Source organism: Streptomyces sp. NPDC031670 (assembly GCF_055580545.1).
Genome location: NZ_JBVILC010000002.1, coordinates 198,180 through 213,015, shown reverse-complemented (window position 1 = coordinate 213,015; position 14,836 = coordinate 198,180). Strand labels below are relative to the sequence as shown.

Here is a 14,836-nt window from a genome sequence, read left to right as displayed (position 1 = left end):
GTACGGCTCTGCATGGTCCGTGTCAGTCAGCCGGCCGGGCCGACCCGGAGGACAGCAGGTCACCGCCTGGAGGACGCCATGCCCACCCACGGACGCACCTTCCCCGGGGATCCTCAAGAAGTCAGCGCCGCACGCCGCTGGACCCTCGCCACACTGGACGGCCACCCGCACTCGGACGATGCCGCACTGATCGTCACGGAACTCGGCACCAACGCGCTCGCCCACACCACCAGCGGCGACTGCGACGGCACCTTCCACGTCCGGCTCACCGTGTCCGAACGGACGATCACGATCACGGTGACGGACTCGGGCGGCACGCGGACAGCTCCCGAGGTCCAGCACCCAACCCTCAACTCCACCCACGGCCGCGGGCTCGCCTTGGTCACCGCACTTGCAGACAGCGTCACGATCCAGGGCGACGACTCGGGCCGGACGGTCACCGCCGAACTACGTGTCCGCGCAGACGTCGAGGAGCCGGCGCGATGCCTCTGAACCCTGAGCGGGACGCCCACTGGGCCGACGTGCCCAAGGGGAGCGACGGAAACAACGGCGGGCCCACGGCCGCCGCAGGAGGCCACGGGTGCCCATGAAGCAACCCGCGTGCGAGAAGGGCCCCGTCCGTGGACCGGACGGGGCCCTTCTCGTGCCGCTCGCTCAGCAGCCGCCGCCGCACTGGCAGGCGCCGCCCGACTGGCAGCCGCACTGGCAGTTGGGGCCGCAGCTGCAGTTCGAGGCGGTGGGGGTCGGGGTCGGGGTATCGGTCATGGTCCCTCCCGGGGTTGGGGTAGGCGCACACCTCACTCCATTGGATGCCCAGGGGGGCAGGCGCATCAACGGCGCGCGCACATCCCCTTCGCGCGCCGTGCGTGCTCCGGGACGCCCCGAAACCGGTGCTACGCGCCCTCAGCGTCCGTGGCGCCGGCAGCGCCGGCAGCGCCGGCAGCGCCGGCAGCGCCGGCAGTGCCGACAGCGCTATCGATGGGGTGTGTCTCGACCTGCACCGGAGGCTGGAGCTCGTCCGCGTGCTCGCCGGTGACCAGGTACACGACCCGCTTGGCGACCGAGACGGCGTGGTCGGCGAACCGCTCGTAGTAGCGGCCGAGCAGCGTCACGTCGACGGCCGTCTCGATGCCGTGCTTCCAGCGGTCGTCCATCAGGTGCTGGAAGAGCGTGCGGTGCAGCAGGTCCATCTCGTCGTCGTCCTGCTCCAGCTGGAGCGCCAGGTCGACGTCCTTGGTGATGATCACCTCGGCGGCCTTCGCCATCAGGCGCTGGGCCAGCTGGCCCATCTCCAGGATGGTGGCGTGCAGGTCGTGCGGGACCGCCCGCGCCGGGTAGCGCAGCCGGGTCAGCTTCGCCACGTGCTGGGCCAGGTCGCCCGAGCGCTCCAGGTCGGCGCTCATCCGGAGCGAGGTCACCACGATCCGCAGGTCGGTGGCGACCGGCTGCTGGCGGGCCAGCAGGGCTATGGCCCGCGCCTCCAGGTCGTGCTGGAGGTCGTCGACCTTCTGGTCGGCGGCGATCACACTCTCGGCGAGCTTGAGATCGGCGTCGAGCATGGCCGTCGTGGCGCGCCCGATCGCCGACCCGACGAGACGGGCCATCTCGACCAGGCCCTCGCCGATCGAGTCCAGTTCCTCGTGGTACGCGTCCCGCATGGGTGTCCCTCTTTCGATGACTCCGGGCTATGGCTCCGGGGGAGGCGGGGGATGCCGCGCTCCCCACGCTCCCACGGTCCGTGGGCTACGCGTCCGATTCGGCCACACCAAGTGAACCAGCACTATCACCATGGTGAACTCTGGGCGACGAACGTTCGAGCAGGCACCCGGATGGCTGGGAGAGTGTCCGCGCACCCGCATAACCTGGGGGCATGGACGTGAACGCGGCGGTCGCCGCAGCTGCAGCGATCGCCGGGTTGTGCACCGGCGTCATCGCCATGCTGGCGTTCCGCTGGAGCGAGCGCGACCAGGCGCGGCCCACCCGGACATCCCTGCACACGGACGCGGTCCTGCCGCCCGGCGTGGACACCGTGCTCTCGGTGCTCCGCTCCTCGGCGGTGGTCCTCGACGAGAGCGACTCGGTGGTCAAGGCCAGCTCCGCGGCGTACGCCCTGGGCCTGGTCAGGGGCGGGAAGCTGGCCGTGGAGCCGATGCTCCACATGGCCCGCGACACCCGCCGCGACGGTGAGATACGGCAGGTGGAGCTGGATCTGCCGCGCCGGGGCACCGGCCGGGGCGAGGCGCTGGCGGTCTCGGCCAGAGTCGCGCCGCTCGGCTCCCGCCTGGTGCTGCTCCTGGTCGAGGACCTCACCGAGGCGCGCCGCATCGAGGCGGTCCGGCGCGACTTCGTCGCCAACGTCAGCCATGAGCTCAAGACCCCGGTCGGCGCGCTCTCCCTGCTCTCCGAGGCCGTCATGGACGCCTCGGACGACCCCGAGGCGATCACCCGCTTCGCCGGCCGGATGCAGATCGAGGCGAACCGGCTGACCAATCTGGTCCAGGAGCTCATCGACCTCTCCCGGGTGCAGAACGACGACCCGCTGGAGGACGCCGAGCCGGTCCGGGTCGACGAGCTGGTGGCCGAGGCCATCGACCGCTCCCGCCACCCCGCGTCCACCAAGCAGATCACCATGGCCGCGGGCGGCACGGCGGACCTGTACGTCTGGGGCCACCGCGGCCAGCTCGCCGCCGCCCTCGGCAATCTCGTCGAGAACGCCGTCAACTACTCCCCGGCCAGGACCAGGGTCGGCATCGCGGGCCGCCGGGTCGCCGCGCCCGGCGGGGACCTGATCGAGATAGCCGTGACCGACCAGGGCATAGGCATCTCGGAGAAGGACCGGGAGCGCGTCTTCGAGCGCTTCTACCGCGTCGACCCGGCCCGCTCCCGCGCCACCGGCGGTACGGGCCTGGGCCTGGCCATCGTCAAGCACGTGGCCGCCTCGCACGGCGGGGAGGTCACGGTGTGGAGCTCCGAGGGACAGGGCTCCACCTTCACCCTGAGGCTGCCGGAGGCCGGCGCCGTACGGGACCGCGCCGCCCCAGACCCGGCTGGACCGGACGACGACGCCGTCGACGAGCCGCCGTACGACACCTTCCCCACCGCGCACGACTCCACCACTGTGCCCCATGCCCCGGAGGTCCTTCCGTGACCCGAGTGCTCGTCGTCGAGGACGAGGAATCGTTCAGCGACGCCCTGTCCTACATGCTCCGCAAAGAGGGCTTCGAGGTCGCCGTGGCGGCCACCGGGCCCGACGGGCTGGACGAGTTCGAGCGCAACGGCGCCGACCTCGTACTGCTCGACCTGATGCTGCCGGGGCTGCCCGGCACGGAGGTCTGCCGCCAGCTGCGCGGTCGCTCCAACGTCCCGGTGATCATGGTCACCGCCAAGGACAGCGAGATCGACAAGGTGGTGGGCCTCGAAATAGGAGCCGACGACTACGTCACCAAGCCCTTCTCCTCCCGCGAGCTCGTCGCCCGTATCCGCGCGGTGCTGCGCCGGCGCGGGGAGCCCGAGGAGGTCACCCCGGCGGCACTGGAGGCGGGCCCGGTCCGGATGGACGTGGACCGCCACGTGGTGACGGTCTCCGGCGCCAAGGTCGACCTGCCGCTGAAGGAGTTCGACCTCCTGGAGATGCTGCTGCGCAACGCGGGCCGCGTCCTGACCCGTATGCAGCTGATCGACAGAGTCTGGGGCGCGGACTACGTCGGCGACACCAAGACCCTCGACGTCCACGTCAAGCGTCTGCGCGCCAAGATCGAGCCGGACCCGGGGGCGCCGCGCTACCTGGTGACGGTGCGGGGGCTGGGGTACAAGTTCGAGCCGTAGGCCGCCCTTTCGGGGCGCGCGGCGGCGGCATCCGGGCCGTACGCGCGCGTCCCGGGCGCCACACGCGGGAGGGGCCCCGGACAGCTGTCCGGGGCCCCTCCTCGCTGCGTACGTGTACGTCAGTGGGCCGCACCCGTGCTCGCGGTGCCGGACGGCTTGACGCCCTTGGCCGGGGTGTTCGACGGCTTGCCCGACGGCTTGCCGCTCGTGGTGGCACCCGGCGTCGTGCCGGCCTCCGGCGAGGTGGCCGAGCCCGGCCCGGCCGGCGTGGCCGCCGGGGGCTTGGGGAGCTGGTTGGGGCCGTAGCCCTCGAAGTAGCTGGTGGACGGGACCACGAAGGCGCGCAGCGTCACGTCGCCGGCCTTGCTCAGCTGGAAGGTGACCGGCTGGGCGTCGCCGTTGCGGGCGGCCTCCTTGCCGTTCTCGACGACGGCGGACGCGTTGTCCTTGCCGCCGAGGATCAGCGAGCCGTGCGGGGGCACGGTGAGCGCCGTCTGGCCCTTGCCGGGGGTGAGCTTCACCGTGGCGCCCGAGGACGCGAGCTTGACCGCGTCGAGCGTCTGCGGCTCGGCGCCGTTGTTGAAGAGGGTCGCCGCGATGACGGCCGGCCCGGCGGCGTCCGCCTTCGGCTGGGTCAGGACGGTCGCGTTCTGGATCTTGATGTCACCGACCTTGACGGCGGCGTTGTCCGGCTTCACTTCGAGCGTCTGCGCGTCGTTGCCCGCCGAGCAGGCGGCGAGGGAGGCGAGCGAGAACGCGATGGCAGAGGCGGCGAGGGCGCCGCGTCGAAGGCTGCGGCTCACGGCGGCGGCAACTCCTTGGACGTAAGGACATCTAAAGGACGGCAAAGTCTGTGTCAGCTGGCTTAGGTTACCGAGCCGTCCCGGCGAGCCCGCACCCGACCCGCCCCTGTGCGCCGGTGGGCCGCGCCGGGAGCCGTACGCCGTTCCCGGCGCGCCCGCCGAGCGCGCCTCCACAACTCTCCCCACAACCTCCTCCGGACCTCCGCACCCGCTCTGATCTCGATGTTTCCCGTGCCGTTCACATATCGCGGGTGATCAATTCCCCGGACCACCACGTATTCCTTACCGAAAACCTCCCGGTCCGCCCCCGGTGATCAATTCGCGAAAAAGTCGCGGTCCCGCCGAACGGGTGACCGATCACCGAACGGAGCAGTGGAAGTTCACCGCTTGGAACCCGACAAACCGGGATGTTCGGGGCAACGGAAGGGGGTTGCGAAGAGTGTGACGCGCATGTTTCCCTGCCCCCGCACAGCCGCTCCGACCTGCGAATACCCCTTCCCGTGAGCCCTCCGCAGCACGTTCCTGTTGCTGTTGTCAAGCCCCGAGATATGCCCTGACCTGCGAAAACGCCATTCAGAACAGGCTGTTCTCGTGTTACTCTGGATAGCCACGGAAGGGGTACCTGTCACATGACGTTCAAGGTTGGCGACACCGTGGTCTATCCCCATCACGGGGCCGCGCTGATCGAGGCCATCGAAACTCGCCAGATCAAAGGCGTGGACAAGACCTACTTGGTGCTCAAGGTCGCCCAGGGCGATCTGACGGTGCGCGTACCCGCGGACAATGCGGAGTTCGTAGGCGTGCGCGATGTGGTCGGGCAGGACGGGCTGGACCGGGTCTTCGAGGTGCTGCGCGCACCTTACGCGGAAGAGCCCACGAACTGGTCCCGTCGCTACAAGGCGAATCTGGAGAAGCTCGCCTCCGGCGATGTCATCAAGGTCGCGGAAGTAGTGCGCGACCTGTGGCGTCGTGAGCGCGAGCGCGGACTCTCCGCAGGTGAGAAGCGCATGCTCGCCAAGGCGCGGCAGATCCTGGTGAGCGAGCTGGCCCTCGCTGAGAACACCAACGAAGACAAGGCCGAGGCCCTCCTCGACGAGGTTCTCGCGTCCTGACACGGCCGACTCCGGGGGCTGCGCCTCCCGGCCGGCCAGTAATTGCCGCGGTGCCCGCTGACCAGCAGTGACCCAACTGCTGCGTCGCCGGGCGCTGCGGCATGTTCGGACATCATTCGTACGCCCACGAACGCCCCCCCGCGGCGCGCCGCGCCGGGCAGAGCGCCCGACCGATCGTCACGGAAGGGGCCGGTCAGGGGCGTCGCGCCCGGCTTGCTGAGGCCATACCCATGTCGCCGAAGGACACAAACCTTGTCTGAGGAAACGCGCGTTTTCCGCACCGCGGCCGTGATCCCCGCAGCCGGCCGCGGCGTGCGGCTCGGCCCGGGCGCCCCCAAAGCGCTCCGCGCGCTGAACGGCACGCCCATGCTCATCCACGCCGTCCGCGCGATGGCCGCCTCCCGCGCCGTCTCGCTCGTGGTCGTCGTGGCCCCGCCCGACGGCGCCACCGAGGTCAGGAACCTGCTGGCCGAGCACGCCCTGCCGGAGCGGACGGACTTCGTCGTGGTGCCCGGGGGCGAGAGCCGCCAGGAGTCCGTGCGCCTGGGCCTGGCCGCGCTGGCGCCCGGCATCGACGTCGTCCTCGTCCATGACGCGGCCCGCCCGCTGGTGCCGGTGGACACGGTCGACGCGGTGATCGAGGCGGTACGGGACGGGGCCCCGGCCGTCGTCCCCGCGCTGCCGCTGGCCGACACCGTCAAGGAGGTCGAGCCGCGCACCGACGGCACCCCCGAGCCGGTGCTCGCCACGCCCGACCGGTCCCGGCTGCGTGCGGTCCAGACCCCGCAGGGCTTCGACCACGCCACGCTGGTGCGCGCCCACGAGAGCGTCCGCGGCGAGGTCACGGACGACGCCTCCATGGTCGAGCGGCTCGGCCTGAAGGTCGTCGTCGTGCCCGGCCACGAGGAGGCCTTCAAGGTCACCCGCCCGCTGGACCTGGTCCTGGCGGAGGCGGTCCTGGCGCGCAGGAGGGCCAACGATGGCTTCTGAGACGACTCCGGCGGCCCCGGCTCCGGCCCCGGCCCCTTCCCCGCAGCCGCCGGTGATCCCGCAGGTCGGCATCGGCACCGACATCCACGCCTTCGAGGAGGGCCGCGAGCTGTGGTGCGCGGGCCTGCTCTGGGAGGGCGAGGGCCCCGGCCTCGCGGGCCACTCCGACGCCGACGTCGTCGCGCACGCCGCCTGCAACGCGCTCTTCTCGGCGGCGGGCCTCGGCGACCTCGGCGCCCACTTCGGCACCGGGCGCCCCCAGTGGTCCGGCGCCTCCGGGGTCACCCTCCTCACCGAGGCGGCCCGGATCGTCCGGGCCGCGGGCTTCGGCATCGGCAACGTGGCCGTCCAGGTCGTCGGCCCCCGCCCGAAGATCGGCAAGCGGCGCGACGAGGCGCAGAAGGTGCTCTCCGACGCGGTCGGCGCGCCGGTCTCGGTCTCCGGCGCCACCACCGACGGCCTGGGCTTCCCCGGCCGCGGCGACGGCCTCGCCGCGATCGCCACGGCGCTGGTCTACCGGACCGGCTGAACGGGCCCGGCTGAACAGGCCCCGATGAACGGGCCCGGCCGACCGGCGGACAGCCCGCGGCACGGACCGAAAGCCCGCGGCCGGGCCCGCCGCGACGGCCGTCCCGGCCCGCCGGAAAAGCTTCTGTCACACTTCGGTGCCCCGTGGCCCAAGGGTCGCGGGGCACCGCCACGGGCCCACTACCCTGGACCCGTGACTATTCGCCTGTACGACACCAGCGCCCGGCAGATCCGTGATTTCACCCCGCTCGTGCCGGGCTGTGTCTCGATCTACCTCTGTGGCGCGACCGTGCAGGCCGCCCCGCACATCGGGCACGTCCGCTCCTACCTCAACTTCGACATCGCGCGCCGCTGGTTCCAGTACCGCGGCTACGACGTCACGTTCATCCGCAACGTCACCGACATCGACGACAAGATCATCGCCAAGTCGGCCGAGCAGGGCCGCCCCTGGTGGTCGATCGGCTACGAGAACGAGCGCGCCTTCAACGACGGCTACCAGGCACTCGGCTGCCTGCCGCCCACCTACGAGCCGCGCGCGACCGGGCACGTCCCGGAGATGATCGAGATGATGCGCGGTCTGATCGAGCGCGGCCACGCGTACGAGGCCGACGGCAGCGTCTACTTCGACGTGCGCTCCTTCCCCGGCTATCTGGAGCTGTCCAACCAGGACATCGACGACCTGCGCCAGCCCGACGAGGGCGTCGCGGGCAAGCGCGACCCGCGCGACTTCGCCATGTGGAAGGCGTCCAGGCCGGGCGAGCCCGACTGGGAGACGCCCTGGGGCCGCGGCCGTCCCGGCTGGCACCTGGAGTGCTCGGCGATGGCCCACAAGTACCTGGGCAGCGCCTTCGACATCCACGGCGGCGGCCGTGACCTGATCTTCCCGCACCACGAGAACGAGATCGCCCAGGCCAAGGCGTACGGCGACGACTTCGCCGCGTACTGGATGCACAACGCCTGGGTCACCATGGCCGGCGAGAAGATGTCCAAGTCGCTGGGCAACTCGGTGCTCGTCTCCGACATGGTCCAGCGGTGGCGCCCCATCGTGCTCCGCTACTACCTGGGCACCCCGCACTACCGCTCCACCATCGAGTACAGCGAGGAGGCCCTGCGCGAGGCCGAGTCGGCGTTCGCGCGCATCGAGGGCTTCGTCCAGCGCGTGGTCGAGAAGGCGGGGGGCGTGGTCGAGCCCGCCGCCGAGGTGCCGCCCGCGTTCGCCGAGGCGATGGACGACGACCTGGGCGTCCCGCAGGCGCTCGCGATCGTCCACACCGCGGTCCGCCAGGGCAACAGCGCGCTGGCCGCCGACGACAAGGAAGAGGCCGTCGCCCGTCTCGCCGAGGTCCGCGCCATGCTGGCCGTCCTCGGTCTGGACCCGCTGGACGCCCACTGGGCGGGCGAGGCCGACCGGGGCGACGACCTGCACGGGGCAGTCGACACGCTCGTACGGCTGGTGCTCGAACAGCGCGAGGCGGCCCGTGCCCGCAAGGACTGGGCCACCGCGGACGCCATCCGCGACCAGCTGACCCAGTCCGGCCTCGTCATCGAGGACAGCCCCAGCGGCCCCCGCTGGACCCTCGGCCCCCGCTGACGGGCAGGCGCGATGTGCCGCCCGGGCGACTGGGCGGCACACTTCATATACGTACGTACGCAGGACCCGCGGAAGCCACGACGCCCCGTAGGTCGCTCAATCACGGAAACAGGTAGGTCATGGCCGGGAACAGCCAGCGCAGGAACCGCCGCACGTCCAACAAGAAGGGCGCGACGGTCGGCAGCGGTGGCCAGCGGCGCCGGGGCCTGGAGGGCAGGGGCCCGACGCCGCCCGCGGAGGAGCGCAAGAAGCACAAGAAGAACCGCATCGCCACCGCCAAGGCCAAGCAGGCCGCGACCCGCCGCCCCGCCCCGCGCCGCGGCGGTCCCAAGGGCACGTCCGAGATGGTCGTGGGCCGCAACCCGGTCTTCGAGGCGCTGCGCGACGGCGTCCCCGCGACCACGCTCTACGTGCAGCAGTACATCGACAACGACGAGCGGGTGCGCGAGGCGCTCCAGCTCGCGGGCGAGCGCGGCAACATCAACCTGATGGAGGCCCCGCGCGCCGAGCTCGACCGGATGACCAACGGGCTCAACCACCAGGGCCTGGTCCTCCAGGTCCCGCCGTACGAGTACGCGCACCCGCAGGACCTGCTGGAGGCGGCGTACGACAACCACGACGAGCCGCTGATCGTCGCCCTCGACGGCGTCACCGACCCGCGCAACCTCGGCGCGATCGTCCGCTCCACCTCCGCCTTCGGCGGGCACGGCGTGGTCGTGCCCGAGCGCCGCGCGGCCGGGATGACGGCCGGCGCCTGGAAGTCCTCGGCCGGCACCGCCGCCCGTACGCCGGTCTCGCGCGTCACCAACCTGACGCGCGCCCTGGAGGACTACAAGAAGGCCGGGGTCACCATCGTCGGCCTCGCCGCCGACGGCGAGCACACGGTCGAGCAGCTGGAGGCGCTGGCGGGTCCGGTCGTCATCGTGATCGGCAGCGAGGGCAAGGGCCTGGGCCGTCTGGTCGGCGAGACCTGCGACTACCGGGTGCGGATCTCGATGCCGGGCGGCGCCGAGTCGCTGAACGCCGGTGTCGCGGCGGGCATCGTGCTCTACGAGGCGGCGCGCCGGCGCAAGGGCTGACGCCGATCCGCCGGGCCGCCCGTCCGGAGTAGGTGATCTTGACGGGCCTCGGACAGATCGCAGCTGTCAAGGCAGTGTCCTAAACCACCATCACTCGGTTAGATGAGTGTGGACACCAGAACGCCCCGGCCCGGGTTCGACGATCAGCCTGCCCTGAGTATGGTCAAGGTGGACTCCGACCCGGCGCAGGTCATCGTCAACCACGCCAGTTTCCGGGTGCACTTCGCCCCGAAGGCCCAGTCGAAGCGCCCTCCGAGGGATCCGGCGAGGATGCCGGGCGCCCCCGGGGCGGCCCGCCGCCGGGCCCCGGTGGTGTGGAGCGGCCGGGCGGCGCCCGGGGCGACCGGCCTGTTGCAGGCGGTGCGCGGCCTGGACGCGCCGGCGGCGCCGGGCGAGGCGCTCGACGTGGGCAACACCCAGGTCATCCCGCGCGTCGACGAGGACACCAGGCCGACGCCGGTCGTGGTGGGCCCGCGCGCGCCGATGTCGGACTCCGGGGGCGGCGCCGAGACGGCCCTGTTCCAGGCGGTGCGCCAAGGGGCGTACGGGGACGGCGGGTTCGAGGAGTTCGAGCGCGGCTACGGCTACGGCGACGGCGCCGAGGGGACCGACGGGCCCGACGGGTCCGAAGGCTCCGGGCAGCGCGGCCAGCGGCACGCCGGGGACCAGGTCCGCCACGCGTACTACCCGGGCCGCCGGATGAACCTCGGCGTGGTCCTCCTCCCGCTCCGGGTCTTCCTCGGCTTCATCTCCGTGTACGCGGGGATGGGCAAGCTCTGCGACCCCGTCTACTTCGACGGCGGCGAGCGCGGCTCGATGATGAAGTGGCTGAACTCGCTGCACCCGTGGGCCCTCGCCGAGCCGCTGCGCACCTTCGCGCTCCAGCATCCGGTCGGGGCGGGCCTGTCGGTGGCCTTCCTCCAGATCGTGGTGGGCGTGCTGACCATGCTGGGCCTGTGGCAGCGGGTCGCGGCGGTGTTCGGGGCGCTGCTCTCGGCGGCCCTGCTGCTGACGGTGAGCTGGCAGACGGTCCCGGCGTACGACGCGCCGGACTTCATCTACCTCGCCGCCTGGTCCCCGCTGATCACGGCCGGCGCGCCGGTGTACTCGCTGGACGCCCGTCTCTCCGGCGAGGCCTGGCGCCGTCTCGGCCCGCGCTCCACACTGTGGGAGCTGCGGCGGCGGGTGCTGCGGCGGGGCAGTGTGATGGCGACGGTGGTGGTCGGGCTGACGCTGCTGATCGGCTCGCTGCTGGGCGGGGCGGTGCGCTCCACCGAGATGGTGACGGTGCCGGGTCCGCACTCCGACCCCACCAACTACCTCCCGGGCACGCCGCTGGCGCCCACGCCGCACACCCCGTCCGTCCACCGCCCCGGCCCGCCCAAGCCGTCCGTGAGCGGCTCGGCCAAGCCGTCGGCGAAGCCGTCGAAGCGGGCGGCGTCGAAGTCGGTACGGGAGTCGGGGACGGTCGGGGGTGTGCCGAGCCAGACGTCCCAGGGGACGACGGGCCACAAGGCTCCGGCACCCCACCACAAGCCGGCCCCGGTCGCGCCGCCGTCGACGACGTCCGGGCCGACGTCCACGGGGGGTGCGTCGACTCCGTCGGGTGGGTCGGGGGGGTCCACGGGGGGTAACCGGAACCCGATCGGGGGGCTGCTGGGCTGACGGGGGTTCGCCCCCACCCCGCCCCTTCCCCCAACCCCTCCGGGGGCGGGGGGAGGGGCGGAGGCGTTCTCCAGGGGGCTGCGCCCCCTGCACCCCCGGGCGGGGGCTGCGCCCCCTGCACCCCTCTTGTGCCTGCGGGCCGTCCTGGGTCCTCGCGCGGTTCCCCGCGCCCCTGAAGGGGCCGGACGACCCCAACCCCCTAGGGGCGCGGGGAACTGCGCGGGCAACCCGACACGGTCCGCGGACAGAAGGGGGGTGCGGGGGCGCGGCCCCCAGGGGGAGCAACCCCCGGGGGAGCACGGCCACAGGCCTCAGTGCCGCGCCGCCGCCAGTTCCTTCGCCGCCTCCGTCAGATCCTTCGCCGTGTCGATCGCCCGCCAGTACGCCCCGTGCGGCAGCGGAAAACCGGCCAGGCGGCGCTCGCGGGCCAGGCGCGGGAACGTGGTGCGCTCGTGGTCGCCCCGGTCGGGGAGCAGCCCCGTGAAGGCGGACGAGAACACGTACACGCCCGCGTTGATCAGATACGGCGACGGCGGGGACTCGATGAAGTCCGTGATGTGGCCGAAGGCGTCCGTCTCGACCGCGCCCCACGGGATACGGGGACGGGCCAGCGCCAGCGTGGCCGTCGCGTCGCGCTCCCCGTGGAAGGACGCCATCTCGCGCAGCGAGAACCGCGTCCAGATGTCACCGTTCGTGGCGTACCACGGCTGGTCGCCGTGCGGCAGGTGCGCCGCCGCGTACTTGAGGCCGCCCCCGCGCCCGAGCGGCTCGCTCTCGACCACCGTCGTGACGCGCAGCGGAAGGTCCGCCGAGTCCAGCCACTCCTGGAGCACGCCGGCGAGATGGCCGCAGGAGATCACGGCGTCGGTGACGCCCTCCGCCGCGAGCCAGGCAAGCTGATGGCCGATGATCGGGGTCCCGGTGCCCGGGATCTCGACCATCGGCTTGGGGCGGTCGTCGGTGTACGGACGCAGTCGTGAGCCCTGGCCGCCCGCCAGGACCACGGCCTGCGTCGGGAAGGTCGAAGTCGTGCTCGCAGTCATGCGGTGAACCCTATGCCGTGGACCGGATGCGGTACGGCCGGGCTGCCCGCGCTCAGGACTCCTGGGCCACGCCCGAGGCGAAGGACGTGTCGCAGACCGGGCGCGAGTACGACTGGGCCTTGGCGGGGCCGTACTGCTCCACGGCGGCCCGGCCCAGCGCACGCGCGATCGACATGCAGTGCTTGGCGAGCGAGGGGCGCTGCTCCACCTCGCGCTGGAGGTGGGTGAGGGCGGTTCCGGGGCCCTTCTCCTGGAGCTCGACGAGGAGCGCGTCGCGCAGGAGGTCCTGCGGTGCGCGTGGCTTCGCGCGTACGGAGACGTCCTGGGAGGAGGCGGTCAGCAGCTGCGAGTCGCTGGTCCCGGCCCAGTTGACCCGGGTGACCGCGAGCGTCCCGGAGAGGACGAGGACGACGGGCAGGACGAGAGCTAGGGTGCGGCCGATTCGGCGGGCTGTGTGCGTCACGGAGGCGAGCGTAGCGGGGGGTAATGATTTGGCGACATTTAGTCACCCGGTCGGGGGATGGTTCGAGGCGGCGTTTCGAATCCCGTGTTGACGAACACTGTTCGAAATGGCCGGTCCGCCGGGGTATTTGTCGACAGGTGACAGCAGGTGGGCCCGGCCGTGGGCAGGGAAAAGCCCCGCACCCCGGTAGGTGGGTGCGGGGCCGGCTGACGTGCCGCCGTACGTCAGTCGCTGAGGCGCTCGCCCGTCGAGGTCGAGAAGACATGCGTCTCGCCGGGCCGCGGGACCACGTGGAGCTGGGAGCCCTTCTCCGGGACCGAGCGGCCGTTCACCCGGACCACGAGGTCCTTCTGCTCGCCGCCGACCTCGGCCGTGCCGTACACGTAGCCGTCGGCGCCGAGCTCCTCCACCACGTTCACCGTGACGGCGAGGCCCGCGGGCTCGGTGTCGGACTCCTTGGAGAGGGACGCCACGGACGAGGCGGCGCCGCCCAGTTCCACGATGTCGAAGTGCTCGGGCCGGACGCCGACCGTCACCGTGCGGTCGCCCTTGTCGGCCGCCGCGGACAGCGCCTCGCGGCTGACGGGGACCACGCTGTTGCCGAACTTCACCCCGCCGTCGGTGATCGGGACCTCGACCAGGTTCATCGCGGGCGAGCCGATGAAGCCGGCGACGAAGAGGTTGGCCGGGCGGTCGTACATGTTGCGCGGCGAGTCGACCTGCTGGAGCAGCCCGTCCTTGAGGACCGCCACCCGGTCGCCCATGGTCATCGCCTCGACCTGGTCGTGGGTGACGTACACCGTGGTGATGCCCAGGCGCCGCTGGAGCGAGGCGATCTGCGTACGGGTGGAGACGCGGAGCTTGGCGTCGAGGTTGGACAGCGGCTCGTCCATGAGGAAGACCTGCGGCTCGCGCACGATGGCGCGGCCCATGGCGACGCGCTGGCGCTGACCGCCGGAGAGGGCCTTGGGCTTGCGGTCCAGGTACTCGGTGAGGTCGAGGATCTTCGCCGCCTCCTCGACCTTCTTACGGATGTCCGCCTTGTTGACCCCGGCGATCTTGAGCGCGAAGCCCATGTTGTCGGCGACCGTCATGTGCGGGTAGAGCGCGTAGTTCTGGAACACCATGGCGATGTCCCGGTCCTTGGGCGGGAGATGGGTGACATCGCGGTCACCGATGCGGATGGCTCCGCCGTTGACGTCCTCCAGGCCCGCGAGCATCCGCAGGGAGGTGGACTTGCCGCAGCCCGAGGGGCCGACGAGGACGAGGAACTCGCCGTCCTCGATCTCGATCTCGAGCCCGTCGACCGCGGGCTTGGTGGAGCCCGGGTAGATCCGGGTCGCCTTGTCGAACGTGACAGTGGCCATGGGAGACCTGTCCCTTCACCGGCAGGAACGTGCCGGACGATCCGAGTAGAGGGAGAAGTGGTGTAGTCCACCTGAGTGGGCTGCACGAGACGCTACCCGGCGCTGTGGGATCTGTCAGCAGGTCCGGGAGGGGAACTTCGTGGAGGCCCCGATCGTGCTCTGTGTAGAGTGAGGGAGCCCTCGCCGCGAGGTGGGGGCGCCTCGCGTGCGCGGGCCCGGCGCACGTGCTGCCGCCTTAGCTCAGTTGGCTAGAGCGCTTGACTTGTAATCTTGAGGTCGTCGGTTCGATTCCGACAGGCGGCTCCACCGAAACACCGCGTCACACCGTGTCCCGGACCTTTCTGGTCCGGGACAATCGTGTCTCCAGGGG

General features: G+C 71.8%; 14 protein-coding genes and 1 tRNA gene. 10 read left to right on the top strand and 5 right to left on the bottom strand.

Annotation, left to right across the window (positions count from 1 at the left end):
• Window positions 1–78: 78 nt before the first annotated feature.
• Window positions 79–492, top strand: a complete 414-nt coding sequence (locus ACZ5ID_RS04970; protein WP_468893499.1) for an ATP-binding protein — start codon at window positions 79–81, stop codon at window positions 490–492.
• Between the two features lie 401 nt (window positions 493–893).
• On the opposite strand, the gene phoU is transcribed toward ACZ5ID_RS04970, so the two are convergent.
• On the bottom strand, window positions 894–1,658 hold the full coding sequence (phoU, locus tag ACZ5ID_RS04965; protein WP_468893497.1) for a phosphate signaling complex protein PhoU: 765 nt from the start codon (window positions 1,656–1,658) through the stop codon (window positions 894–896).
• Window positions 1,659–1,870: 212 nt separating this feature from the next.
• Between phoU and phoR the strand changes: the two genes are divergently transcribed.
• Entirely contained in the window at window positions 1,871–3,148 is a 1,278-nt protein-coding gene (phoR, locus tag ACZ5ID_RS04960) for a two-component system sensor histidine kinase PhoR (protein ID WP_406552757.1), read from the top strand.
• 5 nt (window positions 3,149–3,153) lie between these two features.
• Window positions 3,154–3,825, top strand: coding sequence for a two-component system response regulator PhoP (gene phoP, locus ACZ5ID_RS04955; RefSeq protein WP_466134857.1), 672 nt, complete (start codon window positions 3,154–3,156; stop codon window positions 3,823–3,825).
• Window positions 3,826–3,944: 119 nt separating this feature from the next.
• Here the strand turns inward: phoP and ACZ5ID_RS04950 are convergent, their stop codons facing one another.
• Window positions 3,945–4,628, bottom strand: a complete 684-nt coding sequence (locus ACZ5ID_RS04950; protein WP_468893495.1) for a copper chaperone PCu(A)C domain-containing protein — start codon at window positions 4,626–4,628, stop codon at window positions 3,945–3,947.
• Between the two features lie 629 nt (window positions 4,629–5,257).
• On the opposite strand from ACZ5ID_RS04950, the gene ACZ5ID_RS04945 reads away from it, so the two are divergent.
• The 6 genes from ACZ5ID_RS04945 (at window position 5,258) to ACZ5ID_RS04920 (ending at window position 11,593) form a co-directional block, all read left to right on the top strand.
• The gene (locus ACZ5ID_RS04945; protein WP_003953493.1) at window positions 5,258–5,740 is read left to right on the top strand and encodes a CarD family transcriptional regulator; all 483 of its coding nucleotides are present in this window, start codon (window positions 5,258–5,260) and stop codon (window positions 5,738–5,740) included.
• A gap of 252 nt (window positions 5,741–5,992) precedes the next feature.
• Window positions 5,993–6,730 carry a 2-C-methyl-D-erythritol 4-phosphate cytidylyltransferase gene (gene ispD / locus ACZ5ID_RS04940; RefSeq protein WP_468893492.1) on the top strand — a complete coding sequence of 246 codons (738 nt, stop codon included), beginning with the start codon at window positions 5,993–5,995 and terminating at the stop codon, window positions 6,728–6,730.
• Window positions 6,720–7,259 (top strand): 2-C-methyl-D-erythritol 2,4-cyclodiphosphate synthase, encoded by a 540-nt coding sequence (ispF, locus tag ACZ5ID_RS04935; RefSeq protein WP_468893490.1) that lies wholly within the window; start codon window positions 6,720–6,722, stop codon window positions 7,257–7,259. The genes ispD and ispF overlap by 11 nt, the downstream gene beginning before the upstream one ends.
• Window positions 7,260–7,451: 192 nt before the next feature.
• Window positions 7,452–8,849, top strand: coding sequence for a cysteine--tRNA ligase (cysS, locus tag ACZ5ID_RS04930; RefSeq protein WP_468893489.1), 1,398 nt, complete (start codon window positions 7,452–7,454; stop codon window positions 8,847–8,849).
• A 119-nt stretch (window positions 8,850–8,968) separates the two neighbouring features.
• A complete protein-coding gene (gene rlmB / locus ACZ5ID_RS04925) occupies window positions 8,969–9,928 on the top strand; it encodes a 23S rRNA (guanosine(2251)-2'-O)-methyltransferase RlmB (protein ID WP_406552762.1) in 960 nt (319 codons plus the stop codon).
• A 102-nt stretch (window positions 9,929–10,030) separates the two neighbouring features.
• A complete protein-coding gene (locus ACZ5ID_RS04920; RefSeq protein ID WP_468893486.1) occupies window positions 10,031–11,593 on the top strand; it encodes a DoxX family protein in 1,563 nt (520 codons plus the stop codon).
• A 311-nt stretch (window positions 11,594–11,904) separates the two neighbouring features.
• Here ACZ5ID_RS04920 and ACZ5ID_RS04915 read toward each other — a convergent pair whose 3' ends face one another.
• The 3 genes from ACZ5ID_RS04915 to ACZ5ID_RS04905 all read right to left on the bottom strand — a co-directional run bounded on the left by ACZ5ID_RS04915 (window position 11,905) and on the right by ACZ5ID_RS04905 (window position 14,466).
• Window positions 11,905–12,636 (bottom strand): nucleotidyltransferase family protein, encoded by a 732-nt coding sequence (locus ACZ5ID_RS04915; protein ID WP_406556341.1) that lies wholly within the window; start codon window positions 12,634–12,636, stop codon window positions 11,905–11,907.
• Window positions 12,637–12,688: 52 nt separating this feature from the next.
• Window positions 12,689–13,099, bottom strand: coding sequence for a hypothetical protein (locus tag ACZ5ID_RS04910; RefSeq protein ID WP_468893484.1), 411 nt, complete (start codon window positions 13,097–13,099; stop codon window positions 12,689–12,691).
• 224 nt (window positions 13,100–13,323) lie between these two features.
• The gene (locus ACZ5ID_RS04905; protein WP_468893481.1) at window positions 13,324–14,466 is read right to left on the bottom strand and encodes an ABC transporter ATP-binding protein; all 1,143 of its coding nucleotides are present in this window, start codon (window positions 14,464–14,466) and stop codon (window positions 13,324–13,326) included.
• A 229-nt stretch (window positions 14,467–14,695) separates the two neighbouring features.
• Between ACZ5ID_RS04905 and ACZ5ID_RS04900 the strand changes: the two genes are divergently transcribed.
• A tRNA-Thr gene (locus ACZ5ID_RS04900) sits at window positions 14,696–14,772 on the top strand.
• The last annotated feature ends 64 nt before the right edge of the window (window positions 14,773–14,836 follow it).